The sequence below is a fragment of the Aminobacter sp. MSH1 genome (genome assembly GCF_003071665.1).
GTDB lineage: Bacteria > Pseudomonadota > Alphaproteobacteria > Rhizobiales > Rhizobiaceae > Aminobacter > Aminobacter niigataensis.
Window position 1 is genome coordinate 2,069,182 of the sequence record NZ_CP026265.1, and the last position, 22,735, is coordinate 2,091,916.

22 protein-coding genes are annotated in these 22,735 nt (G+C 64.2%); 16 read left to right on the forward strand and 6 right to left on the reverse strand.

Annotated features, from left to right (window positions below; genetic code table 11):
* The first annotated feature begins 80 nt into the window (after positions 1–80).
* From CO731_RS10325 to CO731_RS10355, 7 genes are all read left to right on the forward strand, one after another.
* Positions 81–2,390, forward strand: coding sequence for an EAL domain-containing protein (locus CO731_RS10325; protein ID WP_108607016.1), 2,310 nt, complete (start codon positions 81–83; stop codon positions 2,388–2,390).
* A 64-nt stretch (positions 2,391–2,454) separates the two neighbouring features.
* Entirely contained in the window at positions 2,455–3,324 is an 870-nt protein-coding gene (locus CO731_RS10330) for a hypothetical protein (RefSeq protein WP_245439716.1), read from the forward strand.
* A 65-nt stretch (positions 3,325–3,389) separates the two neighbouring features.
* Positions 3,390–4,682, forward strand: coding sequence for an ABC transporter substrate-binding protein (locus tag CO731_RS10335; RefSeq protein ID WP_245439718.1), 1,293 nt, complete (start codon positions 3,390–3,392; stop codon positions 4,680–4,682).
* Positions 4,683–4,901: 219 nt separating this feature from the next.
* The gene (locus tag CO731_RS10340; RefSeq protein ID WP_108607019.1) at positions 4,902–5,150 is read left to right on the forward strand and encodes an aa3-type cytochrome c oxidase subunit IV; all 249 of its coding nucleotides are present in this window, start codon (positions 4,902–4,904) and stop codon (positions 5,148–5,150) included.
* 291 nt (positions 5,151–5,441) lie between these two features.
* On the forward strand, positions 5,442–6,743 hold the full coding sequence (locus CO731_RS10345) for a Re/Si-specific NAD(P)(+) transhydrogenase subunit alpha (protein ID WP_108607020.1): 1,302 nt from the start codon (positions 5,442–5,444) through the stop codon (positions 6,741–6,743).
* The gene (locus tag CO731_RS10350) at positions 6,743–7,165 is read left to right on the forward strand and encodes a proton-translocating transhydrogenase family protein (RefSeq protein WP_108607021.1); all 423 of its coding nucleotides are present in this window, start codon (positions 6,743–6,745) and stop codon (positions 7,163–7,165) included. The genes CO731_RS10345 and CO731_RS10350 overlap by 1 nt, the downstream gene beginning before the upstream one ends.
* Before the next feature lies 1 nt (position 7,166).
* Positions 7,167–8,564, forward strand: coding sequence for an NAD(P)(+) transhydrogenase (Re/Si-specific) subunit beta (locus CO731_RS10355; protein WP_108607022.1), 1,398 nt, complete (start codon positions 7,167–7,169; stop codon positions 8,562–8,564).
* A 265-nt stretch (positions 8,565–8,829) separates the two neighbouring features.
* Here CO731_RS10355 and CO731_RS10360 read toward each other — a convergent pair whose 3' ends face one another.
* Positions 8,830–9,462 (reverse strand): LysE family translocator, encoded by a 633-nt coding sequence (locus tag CO731_RS10360; protein WP_108607023.1) that lies wholly within the window; start codon positions 9,460–9,462, stop codon positions 8,830–8,832.
* A gap of 154 nt (positions 9,463–9,616) precedes the next feature.
* Positions 9,617–10,093 (reverse strand): DUF992 domain-containing protein, encoded by a 477-nt coding sequence (locus CO731_RS10365; RefSeq protein WP_108607024.1) that lies wholly within the window; start codon positions 10,091–10,093, stop codon positions 9,617–9,619.
* Positions 10,094–10,353: 260 nt separating this feature from the next.
* Here CO731_RS10365 and CO731_RS10370 point away from each other — a divergent pair, with 260 nt between their 5' ends.
* Positions 10,354–10,848, forward strand: a complete 495-nt coding sequence (locus CO731_RS10370) for a DUF2165 domain-containing protein (protein WP_108607025.1) — start codon at positions 10,354–10,356, stop codon at positions 10,846–10,848.
* Positions 10,849–10,976: 128 nt separating this feature from the next.
* On the opposite strand, the gene CO731_RS10375 is transcribed toward CO731_RS10370, so the two are convergent.
* From CO731_RS10375 to rpsU, 3 genes are all read right to left on the reverse strand, one after another.
* Positions 10,977–11,570 carry an NAD(P)H-dependent oxidoreductase gene (locus tag CO731_RS10375; RefSeq protein ID WP_108607026.1) on the reverse strand — a complete coding sequence of 198 codons (594 nt, stop codon included), beginning with the start codon at positions 11,568–11,570 and terminating at the stop codon, positions 10,977–10,979.
* Between the two features lie 31 nt (positions 11,571–11,601).
* On the reverse strand, positions 11,602–12,450 hold the full coding sequence (locus CO731_RS10380; protein WP_108607027.1) for a tetratricopeptide repeat protein: 849 nt from the start codon (positions 12,448–12,450) through the stop codon (positions 11,602–11,604).
* 133 nt (positions 12,451–12,583) lie between these two features.
* On the reverse strand, positions 12,584–12,847 hold the full coding sequence (gene rpsU / locus CO731_RS10385) for a 30S ribosomal protein S21 (RefSeq protein WP_108607028.1): 264 nt from the start codon (positions 12,845–12,847) through the stop codon (positions 12,584–12,586).
* Between the two features lie 238 nt (positions 12,848–13,085).
* Here rpsU and CO731_RS10390 point away from each other — a divergent pair, with 238 nt between their 5' ends.
* Entirely contained in the window at positions 13,086–14,273 is a 1,188-nt protein-coding gene (locus CO731_RS10390; protein ID WP_108607029.1) for a cellulase family glycosylhydrolase, read from the forward strand.
* 191 nt (positions 14,274–14,464) lie between these two features.
* Positions 14,465–15,664, forward strand: coding sequence for an MFS transporter (locus tag CO731_RS10395; RefSeq protein ID WP_245439817.1), 1,200 nt, complete (start codon positions 14,465–14,467; stop codon positions 15,662–15,664).
* A gap of 12 nt (positions 15,665–15,676) precedes the next feature.
* Here the strand turns inward: CO731_RS10395 and CO731_RS10400 are convergent, their stop codons facing one another.
* Entirely contained in the window at positions 15,677–16,435 is a 759-nt protein-coding gene (locus CO731_RS10400) for an SDR family oxidoreductase (protein WP_108607031.1), read from the reverse strand.
* A gap of 200 nt (positions 16,436–16,635) precedes the next feature.
* Here CO731_RS10400 and CO731_RS10405 point away from each other — a divergent pair, with 200 nt between their 5' ends.
* From CO731_RS10405 to CO731_RS10430, 6 genes are all read left to right on the forward strand, one after another.
* Positions 16,636–17,889 (forward strand): sarcosine oxidase subunit beta, encoded by a 1,254-nt coding sequence (locus CO731_RS10405; protein WP_108607032.1) that lies wholly within the window; start codon positions 16,636–16,638, stop codon positions 17,887–17,889.
* Positions 17,890–17,903: 14 nt separating this feature from the next.
* Positions 17,904–18,260, forward strand: coding sequence for a cupin domain-containing protein (locus tag CO731_RS10410; RefSeq protein ID WP_108607033.1), 357 nt, complete (start codon positions 17,904–17,906; stop codon positions 18,258–18,260).
* An 80-nt stretch (positions 18,261–18,340) separates the two neighbouring features.
* A complete protein-coding gene (locus CO731_RS10415; protein WP_108609746.1) occupies positions 18,341–18,775 on the forward strand; it encodes a hypothetical protein in 435 nt (144 codons plus the stop codon).
* 11 nt (positions 18,776–18,786) lie between these two features.
* Positions 18,787–19,167, forward strand: a complete 381-nt coding sequence (locus CO731_RS10420; RefSeq protein ID WP_108607034.1) for a sarcosine oxidase subunit delta — start codon at positions 18,787–18,789, stop codon at positions 19,165–19,167.
* Positions 19,167–22,160 carry a sarcosine oxidase subunit alpha gene (locus CO731_RS10425; RefSeq protein ID WP_199914584.1) on the forward strand — a complete coding sequence of 998 codons (2,994 nt, stop codon included), beginning with the start codon at positions 19,167–19,169 and terminating at the stop codon, positions 22,158–22,160. Before CO731_RS10420 ends, CO731_RS10425 begins: the two co-directional genes overlap by 1 nt.
* Positions 22,153–22,701: a sarcosine oxidase subunit gamma gene (locus CO731_RS10430; RefSeq protein ID WP_108607036.1), complete on the forward strand. Its 549-nt coding sequence runs from the start codon at positions 22,153–22,155 to the stop codon at positions 22,699–22,701. Before CO731_RS10425 ends, CO731_RS10430 begins: the two co-directional genes overlap by 8 nt.
* Positions 22,702–22,735 lie beyond the last annotated feature (34 nt).

A 22,735-nucleotide genomic window follows, 5' to 3' on the forward strand; every position in this document is an offset into this window, starting at 1 on the left:
CGCAGATGCTGGCAGCGCCCGGTTTCTAAGCCTTTCTTAAGGCGGATGTGGCAGTCCTTGGCCTCCTAGGCAGGCCTCGGATGCGCAGAAGAAACAACGAGATACCCGTCGACGTCTACATACCCTTCGTGGAAACGCTTTTCCGCGATGGCCCTACGTTGGCTGTCGGTATCATCGCGCAGACCTTCCTGATCGTCGTCGTCTGGTGGAAGACGGCCCACCCGCTCTATCTGGTTGTTGCGATCTGCATGCTGCTTGTCGGCACGCTGCGCATGCGAAATTTCCGCAAGTACAACAGCTTGCCGTCTCCGACGACGTGGGAAGAAGCGCACCAGCGCGAAAATGACTACATTCTCTACGGCTCGCTTCATGGCGCATCGCTGGGCGCATTTTGCCTCGCGGGTATCTACTTCGCGCACGATACGTTTGCCGAAATCGCCTCAGTTTGCGTGACGCTCGCTACGGCAACGTCGATCGCCGGCCGCAATTACGGTTCACCGCGTATGGTGATCATCTTGATCATCGCCTTGACCTGGCCAATCTCGCTCGGCTTCCTGCTGCGCGGCGACGCCTACCACGTCTTTTTGGGCCTGCTGTCGGCGCCATTCCTCTTTGCGATTCGAAAATTCGCCGACACGGTTCGCGACGTGCTGTTCACCGCCGTGTCGGAAGAGAAGAAGGCCAATCGTCTGGCCCAGCGGTTCAACCGTGCGCTCAACACCATGTCGCATGGCCTGGTCATGCTTGGCCCGGACGGACGCGTGGCGGTCGCCAATGCCGAGGCTGCGCATCTGATGTCGGTCAAGTCGCCCGAGGCTTTGCTGGGGCGCTCGATCCATGGCTTGCTGATGCGCGGCGTGGCCGGTGGTCAGCTTGCGCTCAAGGACTGCCGCTACATCGAGGCTCAGCTGACGCGGGCGCTGCGCGAAGGCAAGGACCGCAAGGTCCTGGTTGCGCTTGCCAATGGCCAGTGCCTGGAATTTTCCGCACGAGAAGGCAGCCAGGAGCTTGGCGTCATCACCTTCGAGGACGTGACGTCCCGCGTCGCAGCGGAGGAGAAGATCCGTTTCATGGCGCGCTACGACAGCCTGACCGGGCTGCCCAACCGCGCCTATTTCCATGAGGTGGTCGCCGAATGCATCCATGCCGGCGACCGCGATCGGCTCTGCGCCCTTGCCGTCCTCGATCTCGACGACTTCAAGAGCGTCAACGACACGCTCGGCCATCCCGTCGGCGATGGGCTGATCTATGCCGTGGCGGAGCGGCTTGCGGCGTTTGCCAGCGACAACGTCAAGGTCAGCCGCTTCGGCGGCGACGAATTCATGATCTATTTCGACAGGGTCGACGACGAAGCACATCTGACCGCGGAGCTCGATCGGATCTTTGCCGAGATGCAAGGCGAGGTCGACGTCGCCGGCCACGTGTTGCGCATCCAGGCGAGCGGTGGCGCGGTTCTGGGACAGGTGCGCGACTCCGAGGTCGATGCGATGATCGTCAAGGCGGATCTCGCGCTCTACAAGGCCAAAGACCTTGGCAAGAACAGCTGGCATCTGTTCGAGGCGGTGATGGATGCGGCCTTCCGCAACCGCCAGCTGATGAAGGCCGATCTGCGCAATGCCGTCGAGGCAGGCGCCCTGCGCGTCGTCTACCAGCCGATCGTCTCCATGGCCACGATGCGGATCGCCAGTTGCGAGGCATTGTGCCGTTGGGATCATCCTGAACTCGGGCCGGTCTCGCCGGCCACCTTCATTCCGCTCGCCGAAGAGATGGGCATCATCTCCGAAATCAGCACGTTCGTGCTGCATGCGGCATGTGTGGAATGCGCCAAATGGCCGGCGAAGATCAGTGTCTCGGTCAATCTGTCGGCCAAGGATTTCCGCAACCGCGACGTCATCGACAAGGTGAGGGGGGCACTGGCGAGCTCCGGCCTTGCGCCGCACCGCCTGGAGATCGAGGTCACCGAAACCGCACTGCTCGACGACAAGTCGCTGACGCGCAGCTATGTCGAGGAACTGAAGAGCATTGGCGTGCGCATCGCGCTGGACGATTTCGGCACCGGCTATTCCAGTCTGAGCTACCTGCACAAGCTACCGCTCGACAAAGTCAAGATCGACCGAAGCTTCCTTGCCGACGTCGGTCAGAACCCGCGCTCGCTGCAATTGCTCAAGGGCATCGTCGACCTGTCGCGCCCGCTCGGGCTTGCGGTCACCGTGGAAGGGGTCGAAACCTTCGAACAGCTCAAGATCCTGGCCGTCGAGGTGCAACCCGACCTGGTCCAGGGGTTCCTGTTCGGCTCGGCGCTGTCTTCGTCCGGTATTGAAACGATGTCCAACACCGTCTGGCCTTTCGCCAAGGATATCGGCCTCGCCCGAATCTCCGCCACTCGTTGAGGCGGCCGCAGATACATTGTCCACGGTGTGGAAATGCTTAATTTTCCGTAAACTATTAACCTTAATGGAAGGTAAACAGGAACAGTTTGATTTTCATCTTTACATCACCCCGGCCTCCGCTACCCTTCAGTCGGGCGGAATTACGGGGACTACCATGACCATTCATCAAGCGACGTCCGGCGGCGACGCCGACGTCAAGAGTAGCAGTGCGTCCGAACCGGGGTCGTCATTTGCGCGCCACGTTTCGAGCTTGCTTGAGCGCACCGAATACCGCCGTTGCGACAAGGGCGAGGATCTCGAAGACATCTACCGGCTGAGGTACAAATCGTACCGCTCCAACGATATGGTTCCAGACAACGAAAGCCATACGATCAATGACGAGTTGGACGAAGCCCCCAACGCGTATCGTTTTGGTGTCTATGTCGACCAGCATCTGGTGAGCACACTTCGTATCCACCACGTCACCCTGGCCACGCCATTGTCACCGTCGACCAAGGCATTCGGCGACATCGTGATGCCGATGTTGGCCAAAGGGCTGACGTTCATCTGCCCCAGCCGGTTCGCATCCGACCCCGAGTGGTCGCGCGTTTACCCCCAGATCCCTTACATCACGCTTCGCCTCGCCGGGATGGCGTGCTTCCACTTCAAGGCGCCTTACTGCCTGTCGACAGTTCGCGAAGACCACGCTGGCTTCTACAAGCGGATCTATTATTCCGAGCGGATCAGCGAGCCGCGCTCGTATCCGGGCGTATTCAACAAGGTGGTTCTCTATCGCGCCGATGTAAACGCCATTCGCGAGCGCTCCTTCCAGCGCTTTCCCTTCTTCAAGTCGACGCCGATGGAGCAGCGGCTGATGTTCGGCAAGCCACCGCTTGGCGAACTGGCGCCGCTGACCATCCTGCCGACGGCAAAATATTTTCGCGAAGCTGCCTGAGCTCGCGTAAGGTCGCCTTGGCGGCCAGTCCGCAACGGTTGGGAAGAATGAAGACGCCGAGCAAGATGTCCCTTCTTCCTGTCGTCTTGCTGTCGGGGGCGATGCTGTCGGCACCGGCTTTGGCCCAGGACGCGATCGGCATCGCAAATCTCGCCTTCCGTACCGGGCCGTTTGCCGCCGCGGGTACGCCGCTGGCCGATGGCCAGCGCGACTACATGCTGATGCTCAACGAGCGCGACGGCGGCGTCAACGGCATCAAGCTGACCTACAGCGAATGCGAGACCGGCTTCAGCACCGACAAGGCGGCCGAGTGCTACGACCGCACCAAGGCCACCAGTATCGTCACCCAGCCATGGTCGCCCGGCGCCACGCTCGCGATTTTGCCGAAGGCCGCCGCCGACAAGCGGCCGATCCTCGCACCCGGCTACGGCTTTTCGGCGATGGCCGAGGGCAAGGTGTTTCCCTGGGCGTTCAACCCGCCGGTCACCTATTGGGACGGCACTTCGATGATGCTCAAGAGCATCTCCGGTGGAAATCTCAACAGCCTGCGCGGCAAGAAGATCGTGCTTCTTCACCTCGATGCCCCCTATGGCGAAGAACCCATCCCGCTGCTGCAGGAATATTCCGACACCTTCGGCTTCACCCTGCTGCGGATCCCGGTCGGCGTGAAGGAAATGCAGAGCCAGTCGACGCAATGGCAGAAGATCGCGAGCGAGCGCCCGGATTTCGTGCTGCTGTGGGGCTGGGGTGCGATGAATGCGGGGGCTTTCGCCGAGGCGATCAAGACCGGCTTTTCGATGGATAAGCTGGTCGGCATCTGGTGGTCCGGCCATGACGAGGACCTGAAGGCGGTCGGCGCTGCCGGCAAGGGTTATCGCACCCTGTCATGGAACCTGCCGGCGTCGAACGCCGGGGTAATGCAGGACATCCGCAAATATGTCGTCGACGCCGGCACGTCGCTGACTTCGGCAGAAGAACTCGACCAGCTGTTCTACCAGCGCGGCGTGCTGATCTCGATGTTGTCGGTCGAGGCGATCAAGGCCGCGCAGGAGCACTTCGACAAAAGGATCATCAATGCCGAGCAGCTGCGCTGGGGTCTCGAGAACCTGAAGATCGACGCCGACAGGCTCGTCTCGGTCGGCGCGGAGGGGATGATCGGAACGTTCTCGACCTCGTGCGACAACCATGCCGGTCATGCCGCCGCATGGATGCTCAGTTGGGACGGAGAAAAATTCGTCAAGGCGTCCGACGCGCTGACGGCCGATCGCGCGATGATCGCGCCACTGGCCGAGCTGGAGGCGCGCAAATATGCCGAGACGCATGCGCCGTGGGCGATGAACGAAGATTGCAAGTTGTAGGGCCGAGCGCTCTTCCGGGGATGAGGCCGAGGTGTCGACGGTAGCACCGAATCGGCAGCCAGGCTTTTGCCACGTGGCCGCAGCGACATCGAGCGGATCGAGCGGGCGATTTATCGCTTTTGATTGATTATCTTGTCGCAGCCTATGGGCAATCTTCCCATTGCCCTGCCGCGCGCATTTCGGTATGTGCGCTTGAACTTGTTTTCCGGAGGGACTCTCATGGCTGACAACACGCCGACCGGCCCGGTCGAACTTGGCGCGCAGATGGACTACGCCGAGCATGAAGGCACCTACAAACTCTTCATCAAACTTTCCAAATACGGCACGCTCTTTTGCGTCGCGTTGATGGTCGCCATGGCGTTCGGCTTCTTTGCCCCGGCCGGCTTCTTCTCCTCGGCTGTGCTGTTCCTGGTGCTCGTCGCCGTGGGTGGCTTCCTGCTCCGCGACCTGCCTACCCATATTAGCTGATCTCTATTTCTGCGGCCGCGAGGCCTTCGCGGTCGTTCACGTTCCAGCCTAGGGGGAGTTGGAACCGGTGATTTTCGCTTCGAATAGATCAGACGCGAACGCGCCGCACGCAGCAGTCTTGCCGGTCATTTGTCTGGCAAGGGCAGGTTTTGGCATGGCCAAAGGGACGGGTGCGTCGGCGGTTTCAACCTCCGTTAGTGTCCAGAATACTTTTCGTTGGTAAGGCGCCGACGCGTTTATCTGCGTCCGGCACCTTACGTTTGGTAAGGTTCCAGCCGAAAGGATTTAACGGTGGGCCAGACGATATTCATACCGAGAGAGATTGATGCGATTGAGAGCCGGGTTGGTGCTTCGCCGGATACGGTGAAACGCCTGGTCGGGTTGGGCTTTGACGTGATCGTGGAGAGCGGGGCGGGGACCTTGTCGCGCATTCCCGATGCCGATTTCACTGCGGTCGGCGGCAAGATCGGCAAGGCCGCCGATGCCGGCAAGGCGGATGTCGTGCTCAAGGTGCGCCGTCCTTCCGAAGCCGAGCTCAACGGCTACAAGCCAGGTGCCGCGGTGCTCGCCACCATGGATCCCTATGGCAACGACGCCGCGGTCGCGGCGATGGCCAAGGCAGGCGTCACGGCGTTTGCCATGGAGTTCATGCCGCGCATTACCCGCGCCCAGGTCATGGACGTGCTGTCGTCGCAGGCAAACCTTGCCGGCTACCAGGCGGTGATCGACGGTGCCGCCGAATATGACCGGGCGCTGCCGATGATGATGACCGCGGCCGGCACTGTGCCGGCAGCGAAGGTGTTCATCATGGGCGTCGGCGTCGCCGGCCTGCAGGCGATCGCCACCGCCCGCCGCATGGGCGCGATCGTGACTGCCACCGACGTGCGTCCGGCGGTCAAGGAGCAGGTCGCCTCGCTCGGCGCCAAGTTCCTGGCGGTCGAGGACGAGGAGTTCAAGGCAGCCGAGACCGCCGGCGGCTACGCCAAGGAGATGTCGAAGGAGTACCAGGCCAAGCAGGCGGCACTCACCGCCGAGCACATCGCCAAGCAGGACATCGTGATTACCACCGCCCTGATCCCGGGCCGTCCGGCGCCGAAGCTGGTGTCGGCGGCCATGGTCGCCTCGATGAAGCCGGGTTCGGTGCTTGTCGACCTCGCCGTCGAGCGCGGCGGCAATGTCGAGGGTGCGGTGCCTGGCAAGGTCGTCACCACCGCCAACGGGGCCAAGATCGTCGGCCATCTCAACGTGCCGGGCCGTGTCGCGGCCTCGGCCTCGCTGCTTTACGCCAAGAACCTGTTCGCCTTCCTCGAGACCATGGTCGACAAGACGACCAAGCAGATTGCCATCAACCGCGACGACGAGCTGGTCAAGGCAACGATGCTGACCGATGCAGGCAAGGTCGTTCACCCCAACTTCGCCAATGCCGCGGCAGCGGCTGCAGCGGACAAGCCCAAGCCGGTCGTTGCGGGCCAGAACCGCGGCGACGACCCGGCAAGCGACGGTGCGGCCAAGGCCGAGAAACCGGCCGCTGCCAAAAAGACCACTGCCCAGAAAACCACCGCCAAGAAGCCGGCCAAGCAGGGAGACGCGTGATGGAAGGTCTTCAGAAAGCCCTCGACCAGCTCGACCAGGCGGTTGGTGCCGTCCGGCTCGGCATCCAGGATCTCGCCACCAGCCAAGGGACGGCGGACGCCGCGGGCGATGCCGCACATGCGCTGACCGGCGGGGCGATCGACCCGTTCGTGTTCCGCTTCGCCATCTTCGTGCTGGCGATCTTCGTCGGCTACTACGTCGTCTGGTCGGTGACGCCGGCTTTGCACACGCCGCTGATGGCGGTGACCAACGCCATCTCCTCGGTGATCGTCGTCGGGGCGCTGCTCGCCGTCGGCATCGCAGCCTCCGGGCTTGCCACCGGCTTCGGCTTCATTGCCCTGGTGCTCGCCTCGGTCAACATCTTCGGCGGCTTCCTCGTCACCCAGCGCATGCTGGCGATGTACAAGAAGAAGGACAAGTGACGTGACCCTGAACCTCGCTTCCTTCCTCTACCTGGTCTCCGGCATCCTGTTCATCCTGGCGCTGCGCGGCCTGTCGCATCCGACCACCTCCCGCCAGGGCAACACCTACGGCATGATCGGCATGGGCATCGCCATCGCCACCACGCTGGCGCTGGCCAAGCCCACGCTGGCCGGCCTCGGCCTGATCGTGCTCGGCCTTGCCATCGGCGGCGGCGTCGGTGCGGTCACCGCGCGGCGCATCGCCATGACCTCGATGCCGCAGCTGGTCGCAGCCTTCCACAGCCTCGTCGGCATGGCCGCGGTGATGGTGGCGGCCGCCGCCGTCTATGCGCCGGAAAGCTTTGGCATCGGCTCGGTCGGGGCCATCCACGGCCAGGCCTTGGTCGAGATGAGCCTGGGTGTCGCCATCGGCGCCATCACCTTCACCGGCTCGGTCATCGCCTTCCTCAAGCTTGACGGCCGCATGTCGGGCAAGCCGATCATGCTGCCCGGCCGCCACTTCATCAACGCTGCCCTCGGCATCGCCCTTGTCGTGCTCATCGTCATGCTGGTGACGACGCAGTCGACGACGGTGTTCTGGCTGATCGTGGCGGTGTCGCTGGTGCTCGGCGTGCTGCTCATCGTGCCGATCGGCGGCGCCGACATGCCGGTGGTCGTCTCCATGCTCAACTCCTATTCGGGCTGGGCAGCGGCAGCACTTGGCTTCACCCTCGGCAATCTGGCGCTGATCATCACCGGTGCGCTGGTCGGCTCGTCGGGTGCGATCCTGTCCTACATCATGTGCAAGGGCATGAACCGCTCGTTCATCTCGGTCATTCTCGGTGGCTTCGGCGGCGAGACCGCGGCTGTTGCCGACGACGGCATCGAGCGCACCGTCAAGCAGGGTTCGGCCGACGATGCCGCCTTCCTGATGATGAACGCCCAAAAGGTCATCATCGTGCCGGGCTACGGCATGGCGGTGGCGCAGGCCCAGCATGCGCTGCGCGAGATGACCGACAAGCTCAAGGCCAATGGCGTCGAGGTCAAATACGCCATCCACCCGGTCGCCGGCCGCATGCCCGGGCACATGAACGTGCTCTTGGCCGAGGCCAACGTGCCTTACGACGAGGTCTTCGAGCTCGAAGACATCAACTCAGAGTTCGCCCAGGCCGACGTCGCCTATGTCATCGGCGCCAACGACGTCACCAACCCCTCGGCACGCGATGACAAGAACAGCCCGATCTACGGCATGCCGATCCTCGATGTCGACAAGGCGCGCACCTGCCTGTTCGTCAAGCGCAGCCTCGGCTCCGGCTACGCCGGCATCGACAACACGCTGTTCTACAAGGACGGCACCATGATGCTGCTCGGCGACGCCAAGAAGATGACCGAAGAAATCGTCAAGGCCATGGACCACTGAGCCAGCTCAGCGGCAACAACCGACAACAACGACGAGAAAAAGCCCGGCCAGCCGGGCTTTTTTGCATTGCTAGCTTAAGGCAGGCCACTGCAGTGCCGCCGTTGAGACGCGACGTTGACGACTCCCTCCCCCTTGTGGGGAGGGATAGAGGGTTGGGGTGCTGCGGAAGTGTCGGCCATATGAACTCGGCTAGGTCGGCAATCCGTAACTGGCGATGCTGGTAGCCCCACCCCTAACCCCTCCCCACAAGGGGGAGGGGGAAATGCTACCGCTGTGCCTCGGTTGCCATCTTCACCGCCAGTCCCGCCAGCACCGTTCCCATCAGCCAGCGCTGGATCGCCAGCCAGCCGGGGCTGGCGGCGAGGAAGGTCGAGATCGAGCCTGCCGAAATGGCGATGATGGCGTTGACGGTGATGCTGATGGCGATCTGGATCGAACCGAGCACGAGCAACTGGGTCAGCACGCTGCCGTCGGCGGGATCGATGAACTGGGGTAGCAGCGACAGATAGAGCACCGCGACCTTGGGATTGAGCAGGTTAGTGAGGAAGCCCATGGCGAACAGCTTGCGCGGTCTGTCCTTGGGCAATTGCCGGACATGGAAAGGCGAGCGTCCGCCGGGGCGGATGGCCTGCCAGGCGAGCCACAGCAGGTAGGCAGCACCAGCGAAGCGGATGACGTCATAGGCATAAGGCACGGCAAGGACGAGTGCGGTGATGCCGAAGGCGGCGCAGAGCATGTAGACGACGAAGCCGAGCGCCACGCCACCGAGCGAGATCAGCCCGGCCGTGGGACCCTGGCTGAGCGAGCGCGACACTAGGTAGATCATGTTCGGCCCCGGCGTCAGCACCATTCCGAGGGCGATCGCGGCGAAGGCAATGAGGTTTGCGGTCTCGGGCATGCTGGTCCCCTCGCATTTGCCGGACGGCGCCCATCGGGCGCAGGTCGGACATCGTGTCGAGGGAATTTCTAGCGGCTGCGGCTGGGCCGCGACAGGGGCAGGTCGGAGCAAGCCATTGCGACAGCTCCGACCCTAGCGGCCACCTACGTGCCGGCTATTTCAGCGGTGCCGTCAACTGCAATGCGCCGATGGCGAGCGCGGCGTTCAGGCCGGTCTGGTTGGTCACGCTGAGCGGCTGCAGGGCGATGGAGCGCGCAGAGCCGCCGACCAGGACGTTGGCGCCAAGGCCGACCGCAATGGTGGCCTCCGCCGTCGCGCCGAGATAGTTGCCGGCGAGACCGCCCGGATCATAGACGTCGCGACTCGGCGCCAGCACCAGCCACTCCAGCGCACCGCCCGTCGTGGTGCCGATGTCGACACCGTATTTGTTGATCCGGCCGGAATAGATCTCCTGCGTGCGGCTGCCGAATGCCGGCGTGAACGTGCACTGCATGTCCTTGCTCGAGCCGACGACGAAGCCGGTGCCGCCGTTGACGGTGCAGCTCAGCATGCCGAGCTTGGCGCCGAACTGTGCGTGCGCGGGCACCGCAAACGGCACAAGGGCGAGGGCAAGAAGGACGAGTTTCTTCATCGGACGTTCCTTTCAGACATGAAGCAACATCAACCGCATGGCCGCCGAAAGGTTCCGTTTGCCGTTGTTGGCGGGAACCAGAACTGCCCTTGTCTTGGCAGCGCGGCGCGCATGTATCCAGGCGCAAGCCTGGCGTTTTTCCATCACGCTTGACGGATTTCATCTTATGATCATAAAATGTGATCACATCGCGTGATAGCACTGCGATGGATAATAGCTCTCGCTGAAAGAGGGCAGAACAAAAAACCTGGGGGTTAACAATGTTTGCTCGAATTTCGAAGACAACGATGTGCTTCTCGTTGGCTGCGTTCGCCTTCCTCGTCGTGTTCAACAACGTCACCGACTATGGTTCCAACTACAATTTCGTCCGTCATGTTCTGAGCATGGACACGACGTTTCCTGGCAACGCGCTGATGTACCGTGCCATTACCTCGGAATCACTTTGGCATCTTGGCTATTGGCTGATCATTGCTGGCGAAGCCTTGACCTGCGTGTTGTTTACGCTTGGCGCGTTGGCGCTGTTGCGGGCCCGGAGCGGCACCGCCACAAGCTTCAACAAGTCGAAAAACTGGGTGCATGCGGCTGCCTGTGTCGGCTTCCTGGTCTGGTTCTTCGGCTTCATGGTCGTTGGCGGCGAATGGTTCTCGATGTGGCAGTCATCAGACTGGAACGGCCAGGAAGGAGCCTTCCAGTTCTATATGACGATCCTCGCCGTGGTGATCTACATCGTGCTGCCGGATGGCGAACTGGAGTGATGGCACCAGTGTGCTGACTAGCCGCCGCGCGTCATCTGATGCGCGGTCGGCCGCGACCAGGTCTGGGGGGCTGGGCCTGGTCGCACATTTGGCCGAAGGCAGCGAAGGAACCGAGCCGCCAGTCCAGCCTATTTGAACTTGCGCAGTTGCTTCCGGATGCTCTCTGCAAAACGCCCGACCCGTTCGGGCTGCGGCTTTTCTGCGGCATGGAACGACAGTATGGCGAAGCTGGCCTTCGGCGCGCAGGCCTTGAACACGCCCCATTTGAGGATGCGGCGGACAGGCCGGCGCATGACCAGGCGGTCGACCCACCAGGGGCTGCCGAGCGTGGTGACGGCGACGACGTGGCGGAGCTTGTAGAGCAGCGGCCTGATCGGGCCGAAATCGGCACCGTGGTCGAAGGCGATGCCGGGCGAAAACACCCGGTCGACCCAGCCCTTCAGCATCGCCGGCAGGCTAAACCACCATGTCGGGAAGACCAGCACCAGCACCTCCGCCTCGCGCAGGGCGGCGGCATGGCTCATCAGCGCACCGGCGTCGAAGCGCTCGCCATAATATGAGCCGCGTTCGGCCTCGCTCAGCCGCGGGTCGAAGCCGCTGGCGTAGAGGTCGAGCAGCGTCACCTTGTGGCCGGCGTCGGCGAGTTGCTTGATGGCGATGTCGGCGAAGTGCCGGTTCAGGCTTTCTGGCAGCGGGTGCGACAGGACAACGAGGCAGTTCAAGGCGAAGGCCTGTCTTTATGCTGCTGCGGTATCAGGCGCCGCGCGTGCGCGCCAGCCCGTCAACTGCCGGCTTGTAGTTCGGGTCGAGCCGAACCGCCTCGGCATATGCCTTGGCAGCCTTGGCCTTGTCGCCGCGGCGCTCGTAGATCAGCGCCTGGTTGGCCCAGCTCTCGGCGATCTTGCCGTCGAGCTTGATTGCCATGTTGATGTCGGTGAAGGCGTTCTCGTCGTCGCCGGTGGCGAGATAGGAGAGGCCGCGGCCATTGTAGGGCTCGGCCGAGTCGGGCGCGAGCGAGATCGCCTTCGAGAAATCCTCGATGGCGAAGGCATGCTGGCCCTGCTGCTGATAGATCAGGCCGCGATTGTGGTAGGCGCGGGGGTCGGTGGTGTCGAGCTCGATCGCCTTCTGGAAATCGTTGAAGGCGTCCTGCGTGCGGCCGGCCTTGCGATAGAGATTGCCGCGGCCGATATAGGCGGCGTCATAGGAGGCGTTGAGCTGGATGGCCTTGTTGTAGTCGGCCAGCGCCGCCGGCTGGTTGCCCATGAAGCGATGGATCAGCGCCCGGTTGGAATAGGCCTGGTAGAAGCTCGGGTTGAGCTGCAGCGCCCGGTCGAAATCCTGCAGCGCCTCGCGGTACTTGCCGCCGCGGCCATAGGCCGAGCCGCGCACATTGTAGGCTTCGGGGTCGTTCGGATTGCTGGAGACAACGGCGCTGAGCGAGGAGATGTTCTCGCTCGAACCCTGCATGGTGTCGATGCGGGTCAGCTCGCCGGCAGGTCCCGCCGACTGGCAGCCGGCAACGGCCATCGCGACGAGCATGAGAGCGGTCATGGCGCCGCCGCGCAGGAGGGAGGTGCGGTTGCTCATGACTGCATTCATCGCGGTATCCCTCGCTTGCGCCCCGGGCAGGTGGCGCGGCGTCCGGCGGGCGGCCGAACAACAAAAAGGTGGCGGCGATGTTTAGTCGCCCCACCTCGTCGTTATCCTTCGAAAAGGACCAAAGATTGGCAGATCAACGTGCCGGACGTGCACCAGCGGCGCCAGCAGCAGCGGCCGGACGCGGGGTGCTGGGCAGCAGGCCTTCACGCTGGGCGCGCTTGCGGGCCAGCTTGCGGGCGCGGCGAACAGCTTCAGCCTTTTCGCGGGCGCGCTTTTCGGAAGGCTTCTCGTAGTGACCGCGCATCTTCATTTCACGGAAGATGCCTTCGCGCTGCATTTTCTTCTTCAGCGCGCGAAGCGCCTGGTCAACATTGTTATCGCGGACGAGTACCTGCACGTGTGATCCTGTCTTTCGGGTTCGATATCCTAAGGCTAGTGGCAATAGCCACGATGCCTCCGCGATGGTTCCACCGCGAATTGTGGGCGGCTGATAGCAGAATCAGGCCTGCTTGTCCACCGCAAAGGCCGCATTTCCTGCGCTGCTTGGGAAAACGGCGCCGGGACGTGCCCACTTCCGCCGCAATCCTTGTCGACCAAGCCTCTCCCATCTTCCGGTCCTACATGCAAGGCATTCCATGCGCTCCCTGATTCTCGCCCTGGCACTCGCCGCCGCCGTCCCGCAGGCACATGCTGCCGATCTCATCAGCTTCTGGGACAAGCCACAACACGGCGGCAACAGCTTCAACCGGCTGCCGCCCGACCAGGCCTATTTCGATGCGCTGCGCGGCTATGGCGCGACCTGGGTGCGGCTGTCCTACGACAAATGGAAGCCGGAGAAGCGCGACTTCCTGATCGGCACCGCCGACAAATATGAGGGACTGGTCGCCGCCGACGTGAAGACGCTGAAGCAGGTGCTCGACCGCGCCCACAAGGCCGGGCTCAAGGTGGTGATCGCGCCGCTGTCGCTGCCGGGCATGCGCTGGGCCCAGAACAACGACAAGAAGTTCGATGGCCGGCTGTGGGCGGACAAGGTGTGGTGGACCGAGGCCGCCACCTTCTGGCGCGATCTTGCCGCCGAGCTGAAGGACCATCCGGCGGTCGCGGCGTATAACATCGTCAACGAGCCGGCGCCGGAAAAGGAGGGCGGGCTCGCCGAACACGCATCAATCGCAGAAATGCGCTCCTGGTACACCGGGAATGCCGGCAGTTCGCGCGACCTGCTGGCCTTCTACGAGACGGTGATCAAGGCGATCCGCGAGGTCGATCCGGTGACGCCCGTCATGGCCGACGGCGGCTGGTATGCGGCGGCCGACGCTTTTTCCTATTGGCCCGCCAAGCTCACCGACCAGCGCGTGCTCTACTCCTTCCACATGTACGAGCCTTATGCCGCCACCAGCGCGCCCAACATGAAGCGCGACAAGCCCTACGCCTATCCGGGCAACGTACCCTTTGGCGACGGCGAGCCGCAGAAGTGGGATGCCGAGCGGGTCAAGGCCTATCTCGCCCAGCCCGTCGAATGGGCCGACAGCCGAGGCGTCGCCCGCAACCGGATCGTCGCCGGCGAGTTCGGCTGCATGCGGCGGCTGCCGTTCTGCACGCAGTATCTCGAGGACGTGCTTGCCCCGCTCGACGCCGACAAGCTGCACTGGGCCTTCTACAGCTTCCGCGAGGATGCCTGGGACGGCATGGACTACGAACTCGGCTCGGCCAAGGTGAACTGGAAATACTGGGAAGCGATGGAGAACAACGAGCCCGATCCGGTCAAGCGCAAGGCGACGCCGCAGTTCGAGCCGATCTCCCGGCGCCTGGCTGCGGGTAAATAGCTGCTTACAGGCGCCCGATACGGGATGACGCCGGCGGGATGCTTTGCCACGCTCAATTGCGTTGGCGCAGTCCTGCAACTGGACCGCACAGTACCGCATCGTGCACCATGAAAGCCGCGTCCCGGGGGGCTATGTCAGCCTTGCCGCACCAGAAGACCGCCCGGGAGTTACCGCCGTTGACCGACACAGCCATGCCCAGCCGCCCCTCGGGGGCCGATGCAACCGTGTTTGCGATCCTGCTTGCGGTGAGCTTCAGCCATTTCGTCAACGACGTCATGCAGTCGCTGCTGTCGGCGCTCTATCCGATGCTGAAGACCGACTACCAGCTCGACTTCTGGCAGATTGGGCTATTGACCCTGACTTTCCAGATTACCGCGTCGATGCTGCAGCCGCTCATCGGCATGTATGCCGACAAGAAGCCGCTGCCCTATTCGCTGCCGGTCGGCATGGGTTCGACGCTGGTCGGCCTGCTGATGCTGGCCTTCGCCCACAGCTACACCATGCTACTGGTAGGGGCGGCCTTCATCGGTTTCGGCTCGGCGATCTTCCATCCTGAATCGTCGCGCGTCGCGCGCATGGCCTCGGGCGGGCGCTATGGGCTGGCGCAATCGCTGTTCCAGGTCGGCGGCAATTTCGGTTCGGCGATCGGGCCGCTGCTCGCCGCGCTCATCGTCGTGCCGCAGGGCCAGACCGGCATCGCCTGGTTCGCGCTCGGCGCCATCGTCGGCATCGTCGTGCTGACCCGCGTCAGCGCCTGGTACAGCCGCCATCTCGTCGCCACGGCGCGGCAGGCGACATCGACGCTGTTTCCGCCGCTGCCGCGCCGTACGGTGATGGTCGCCCTGATCGTGCTGGCCCTGCTGGTCACGACCAAGAACATCTATACGGCCAGCCTTTCGAGCTTCTACACCTTCTATGTCATCGAGCGCTTCGGCGTTTCGGTGCAGGAATCGCAGTACCTGCTGTTCCTGTTCCTCGGCTCGGCCGCCCTCGGCACCTTCCTCGGCGGCCCGATCGGCGACCGTTTCGGCGCCAAGACAGTGATCTGGTTCTCGATCCTCGGGGTTTTGCCGTTCACGCTCCTGCTGCCTTATGCCGACCTGTTCTGGACCAAGGTGCTTACGGTGCTGATCGGCCTGATCCTGGCATCCGCCTTTTCGGCCATCGTCGTCTTCGCCCAGGAGCTGGTACCGGGCCGCGTCGGCATGATCGCCGGCGTCTTCTTCGGTTTCGCCTTCGGCGTCGGCGGCATCTCGGCGGCGGTGCTCGGCGTGGTTGCCGACGCTCGCGGCATCGAGTTCGTCTACAAGATCTGCTCCTACCTGCCGTTGCTCGGGCTGCTCACCGTCTTCCTGCCCAACATGAAGGCCGCGCGCACCGGCGCGGCCTGACAACGGGGATTCTCAGACGCGGGTGATGGAGACGCCGCCGTCGGCGAGCAGTGCAGCCCCCGTCGTGAAGCTCGACGCTTCCGAAGCGAGATAGAGCGCGGAGCGCGCGATCTCCTCGGGTTGCGCGACGCGCTTCAGCGCGTGCAGGCCTTCGACGAATGCGCGTTCGTCAGCAGTCTTGAAGGTGGCAGCCGGCGTGTCGGTGCCGCCGGGCAGAAGCGCGTTGACGCGGATGCCTTGCGGCCCGTATTCGGCCGCCAGCACCTGGGTCAGGCCGGTCAGGCCGGCCTTGCTTGCGGCATAGGCGGTCATGCCGGGCATGCCGACGGTGTGGCCGACAAAGGTCGAGGTGAAGATCAGCGAGCCTGCGCCGCGCTTCAGCATCGCCGGAATCTGGTGCTTCGCGCCGAGATAGGCGCTGGTCAGGTTGGTTTCCAGCACCTCCGTCCAGTCTTCCAGTGCAAGCCCGGTGACCGGTCCCATCGCGCCGACCAGCCCGACATTGTTGAAGGCGATGTCGAGCCCGCCGAACGCATCTACCGCGAGGTCTACCAATGCGCGTGCATAGGCTTCGTCCCTGACGTTGCCGGCCAGTGTCCGCACCGCGCCGCCGGCCTCGGCGATCTCGCCTGCGACAGCCCCCAGCTCTGCCTGCCGGCGCGCCGCGAGCACGACCTTTGCTCCCTGGTCGGCGAACAGCTTGGCCGTCGCCCTGCCAATTCCCGAGCTGGCTCCGGTGACGATCGCGACTTTTCCGTTCAAATCAAACATCGTTGCTGCTCCTGTGCGAATTGCGGACGGCGTCTGCCGGCCTCGTTCGTACAGGTCGCAATTCGCAGGTCCTGCAGCCACCCGATACATGCGGCGCAAAACGGCAGGCCCCGTCGCAAACAGTGCAAGGCTGGTCGTGAGATTTCGCTAGTGCTACACCTCGCGCTCTTAAGCTTGCGGCATCTGCGAGGCCCTGAAAAATGCGGAAATATTCGGTTTTTGCCATAGCCCGGGAGGCGATGCGCGGCCACAAGGGCTGGGAGGAGCAGTGGTCCTCGCCCGAGCCGAAGAGCGAATACGACGTCATCATCGTCGGCGCCGGCGGCCATGGCCTTGCCACCGCCTATTATCTCGCCAAGGAACACGGCATCACCAATGTGGCGGTGCTGGAAAAGGGTTGGCTCGGCGGCGGCAACACCGGCCGCAACACCACCATCATCCGCTCCAACTACCTCTATGACGAATCGGCCGGCATCTACGACCATGCGCTGAAGCTGTGGGACGGGCTCAGCCAGGACCTCAACTACAACGTCATGTATTCGGCGCGCGGCGTCATGATGCTGGCGCACAATGTCCATGACGTGCAGGTGCTGAAGCGCCACGTCCACGCCAATCGCCTGAACGGCATCGACAATGAGTGGCTGACGCCCGAAGAGGCGAGGGAATTCTGCCCGCCGCTCAACATCTCGGCTTCGGCGCGCTATCCCGTCGTCGGCGCCTCGCTGCAGCGCCGCGGCGGCACCGCCCGTCACGACGCCGTTGCCTGGGGTTATGCCCGCGGTGCTTCCGATCGCGGTGTCCACATCATCCAGAATTGCGAAGTGACGGGCGTGCGCCGCACGCCAGACGGCCGCGTCTCCGGCGTCGAGACGTCGAAGGGCTTCATCGGCGCCAAGAAGGTCGGCGTCGTTGCCGCCGGCCACACCTCGGTGATCATGAACATGGCCGGCGTGCGCATGCCGCTCGAAAGCTATCCGCTGCAGGCGCTGGTGTCGGAACCGGTCAAGCCGATCTTCCCCTGCGTGGTCATGTCCAACACCGTGCACGCCTACATCTCGCAATCCGACAAGGGCGAACTGGTCATCGGTGCCGGCACCGACCAGTACATCTCCTATTCGCAGACCGGCGGCCTGCACATCATCAACCACACGCTCGACGCCATCTGCGAGATGTTCCCGATGTTCACGCGCATGAAGATGCTGCGCTCATGGGGCGGCATCGTCGACGTCACGCCGGATCGCTCGCCGATCCTGGCCAAGACGCCGGTGCCGGGCCTCTACGTCAATTGCGGCTGGGGCACGGGCGGATTCAAGGCGACGCCGGGTTCGGGCAACGTCTTTGCCCACACCATTGCGCGTGACGAGCCGCATCCGATCAACGCGCCCTTCACCATCGAGCGCTTCCGCACCGGCCGCCTCATCGACGAAGCGGCAGCGGCGGCGGTGGCGCACTGAGCGGCGGGGTCGATATGTCCGAGAAGCCGGTCAACCTCGCCGAGAAGCTTGCGCTGTTCTCCGAGCACTGGACGCCCAAGATCGTTGCCGGCTTCAACGGCAACGATATCATGGTCGTCAAGGTCCAGGGCGAGTTCAACTGGCATTCGCACCCTGATACCGACGACTTCTTCATGGTGCTGAGCGGCCGGTTGCGCATCCAGATGAGGGACGGCGACGTCGTTCTCGGACCTGGCGAACTTTATGTCGTGCCCAAGGGCGTCGAGCATTGCCCGCTGGCCGAGGAAGAGACCCACCTGCTGCTGATAGAGCCCGCCGGCGTGCCCAACACGGGCGATCCGGCGACCGCCGTGACCAAGAACCGGATCTGAGCCCGCATGGTGCCGACGCATTGCCATCCCAGCGATCTGCATGCCGTAGGCGTCACGGTCGCATGCGCCATGGTGCGCCGATGACGATGCTCGCGACCACATTGGCCGCTGTTGCAGCGCCCTTCGTACTCGCCGACGAAAAGGGCATGTTCCACATGCCCGACGCCAGCGAGGTCCGGCTGCAGGCGATCAGCCGCACCGGCAACGAGGACGAATGGCCGTTCTCAGTCGCTTCGGGCATTCTCGCCTGCGTCTGGAGCGGCGGGCGCAGGGTCGTCTCCTTCATCGAACAGCCCGAAGACCCCGATGACGAGCACGACGCCCCGCCCGGACGCCACGTCATCGTCTCGGCCAATCCGTTCGAACTCACCTTCCTCAACATCTCAAGCCGCGACCTGTTCTTGCCTGCGGACACGGTGGAAGCGCTGATCAAGCGTGTCGCGCCGTTCGAGGCATTGGGGCAAAGGCTCTGCGACCAGCCGCAAGGCTCCAACATCGGCCCCGGCGAACTCTAGGGATCATCCAGATGCTTCTCATTCACTGCCCCTATTGCGAGGAAGAGCGCCCCGAGCTCGAGTTCCGCAACGCCGGCGAGGCGCATATCGCGCGCTCCACCAACATCGCCGCCGAAAGCGACGAGGATTTCGAGAAGTTCTTCTTCATCCGTTCGAACCCCAAGGGCGTGATCTTCGAACGCTGGCGCCACATCCATGGCTGCGCGCGCTTCTTCAACGCCGCGCGCGACACCATCACCGACAGGTTCCTGCTCACCTACAAGGCCGGCGAGCCAAAGCCTGATATCTCGACCTTGTCGAGCGAAGGCGGCCCCGCCGCCTGGGCCAACCGGCCGCCGGACCAGCTCAACGAGAAGCCCAAGGCAAAACGCTCCACCAAGGGAGAGGCATGATGGCCGGTTCGTACCGCATTTCCGGCCAGGGCCGCCTGACGCCTGCCAAGACCGCGCGCTTCACCTTCGACGGCAAGCCGATGACCGGCCTTGCGGGCGACACGGTGGCGTCCGCACTGCTTGCCAACGGTGTCCATCTCGTCGGCCGCTCGTTCAAGTATCACCGTCCGCGCGGCATCCTGTCGGCCGGCGCCGAGGAGCCGAACGCGCTGGTGACGGTGACCCGCGACGCCGCGCGCAAGACGCCCAACGTCCGCGCCACCGTGCAGGAGCTTTATGACGGGCTCAACGTCGCCTCGCAGAACCGCTGGCCGTCGCTGTCCTTCGACGTCGGCGCCGTCAACGATCTGGCGTCGCCGTTCTTCTCGGCCGGCTTCTACTACAAGACCTTCATGTGGCCGAAGGCCGCCTGGAAGAAGTTCTACGAGCCCAACATCCGCGCGGCGGCCGGCCTCGGTGTCGCGCCCGACCAGCCAGATCCCGACCATTATTCGGCCCGTTACGCCCATTGCGAAGTGCTTGTACTCGGCGGCGGCGCAGCCGGCCTTGCCGCGGCGCTGGCCGCGGCCGAAACGGGCGTTCGCGTCATCATCTGCGACGAGCAGGCCGAGTTCGGCGGCGCGCTGCGCTTCGAAAAGGGCGCCGTCATCGACGGCCAGGACGGCTGGAACTGGGCCCAGGCGACGGCGGCCAGGCTTGCCGCGATGGACAATGTCCAGGTGCTGCCGCGCACGACGGCCTTCGGCTACTATGCGCAGAACTTCGTCGGCTTGGTCGAACGCGTCACCGACCATATCGCGCGCCCCGGCCGCGACGAGCCGCGCGAGCGGCTGTGGCAGGTCCGCGCCAGGCGCGTGGTGATCGCCACCGGCGCCATCGAGCGTCACATGGTGTTCGCCAACAACGACCGGCCCGGCGTCATGCTGGCGTCGGCTGCGCGCACCTTCCTCAACCATTACGGTGTCGTCGTCGGCAAGACTGTCGGCGTCTACACCGCCAATGACAGCGCCTATGCAGCAGCCATCGACCTCAAGAAGGCCGGCGTCGGCGTGGCGGCAATCGTCGACCTGCGTGACAACCCGGCAGGCCCACTTGTCGACGAGGCGCGCGCGCTAGGCATCGAGGTCAATCATGGTCGCGCCGTCACCAGCGCCAATGGCAGCCAGCGCATCAAGTCGATGACTGTGCAGGCCAAGGCCGGCGGCGCCGAGCGCACCATCGCCGTCGATGCGCTGCTGATGTCTGCCGGCTGGACGCCGTCGGTGCACATGTTCTCGCAGTCGCGCGGCAAGGTCGCCTTCGACGACGCCATCAAGCGCTTCCTGCCCGGCACCTATGCCCAGGATTGCGTCTCGGTCGGTGCCTGCAACGGTTCCGACTCGCTTGAGGACACCGTCGCGCAGTCGCTCGAGGCTGGTGCCTATGCTGCCCGCGGCGCCGGCGCCAGGCCGTCCAGGGGGGTGGCGCTGAAGGTCGAGGCCTCAGAAGGTTGGGGCGGCGGCATGCTGGGTTCCGGCCCGGGCGCCGGTGCCGACACCAAGGTCAAGGCGTTCGTCGATTTCCAGAACGACGTCACCGCCAAGGACATCCGCCAGGCGGTGAAGGAAGGCATGCGCTCGATCGAGCACGTCAAGCGCTTCACCACCAACGGCATGGCCACCGACCAGGGCAAGACCTCCAACATGCATGGCCTGGCCATCGCCGCCGAGGCGCTGGACAAGGACATCCCGCAGGTCGGCCTCACCACCTTCCGTGCGCCCTATACGCCGGTCACCTTCGGCGCCATCGTCAACCACGCCCGCCATGGCCTGTTCGATCCGACGCGCAAGACCGCGACCCACGCTTGGGCGGAAGCGCACGGCGCCGTGTTCGAGGATGTCGGCCAGTGGAAGCGCGCCTGGTATTTCCCGCGCGCCGGCGAGGACATGCATGCCGCGGTCGACCGCGAATGCGTGACGGTGCGCAAGTCGGCCGGCCTGTTCGACGCCTCAACGCTCGGCAAGATCGAGGTCGTTGGCCCGGATGCGGCGAAATTCATGGAGCTGCTCTACACCAACCCGTGGGAGAAGCTCGAAGTCGGCCGCTGCCGCTATGGCATCATGCTGCGCGAAGACGGTTTCATCTATGACGACGGCGTGGTCGGCCGCCTGGCGCAGGACCGCTTCCACGTCACCACGACGACGGGCGGTGCCGCCCGCGTCATGCACCACATGGAGGACTACCTCCAGACCGAGTTCCCCAATCTCGATGTCTGGCTGACCTCTGTTTCCGAACAGTGGGCGGTCATCGCCGTGCAAGGACCCAACTCGCGCGACATCATCGCGCCGCTGGTCGAGGGCATCGACATGTCCGATGCGGCGATGCCGCACATGTCGGTGCGCGAGGGCAAGATCTGCGGCGTGCCGACCCGGCTGTTCCGCATGTCGTTCACCGGCGACCGCGGTTTCGAGGTCAACGTGCCGGCCGATTATGGCCGCGCCGTCTGGGAAGCGCTGTGGGCCGAGGGCCAGAAGCACGGTGCCTGCGCCTACGGCACCGAGGCGATGCACGTGCTGCGCGCGGAAAAGGGCTACATCATCGTCGGCCAGGACACCGACGGCACCGTGACGCCCAACGATGCCGGCCTCGACTGGGCTGTCGGCAAGAAGAAGACCGACTTCGTCGGCATTCGCGGCCTGATGCGCCCCGACCTGGTCGCCAAGGGGCGCCGCCAGCTCGTCGGCCTCAAGACCAGGGATCCGCGCACCGTGCTCGAAGAGGGCGCCCAGATCGTCGAGAACCCCAAGCAGGCGATCCCGATGAAGATGATCGGCCACGTCACCTCGAGCTACTGGTCGGCGAATTGCGATCGCTCGATCGCCATGGGTGTCGTTGCCGGCGGCCGCGATCGCATCGGCGAAACGCTCTATGTGCCGATGCCCGACGGCGTCATCGAGGTGGAAGTCACCGGCACCGTGTTCTTCGACGAGAAGGGAGACCGCCTCAATGGCTAAGCTCGCAACCGCCACCCGCAACTCTGCACTCGCTGGCCACAGCGTCGGCGGTCACGGCGTTTCGCTCAAGGTGCTGGAGCCGGCCAGCCGCATGTCGCTGCGCGCCCGCCCGGCCGCCATTGCCGCGCTCTCCAAGGCGCTCGGCATGACGCTTCCGGACAAGGCCAAGACCTCCTCCAACAAGAGCGGCCGCACCGCGCTCTGGCTCGGCCCGGACGAATGGCTGGTCATCGACGAGGCCGGCGGCGATCCCGTCGCCAACTGCGCGTCGGTCAAGGGCCTGCACTCGGCGGTCGACGTCTCGCATCGCAACGTCGCCATCGCGGTGACCGGCCCCAATGCGGCTGCCACCATCAATGCCGGCTGCCCGCAGGACCTGTCGCTTGCGGCTTTTCCGGTCGGTGCCGCCTCGCGCACGGTGCTCGGCAAGGTCGAGATGGTCCTGCTCAGGACTGGCGAGGAAGCCTTCCGCGTCGAGTGCTGGCGCTCGTTCTCCGACTACGTCTACGGCTTCCTGTCGGAGGCCGCCCGCGACGGCTAGTAACGGAAGATGCCGTGCCCCAGACTCGACGAGG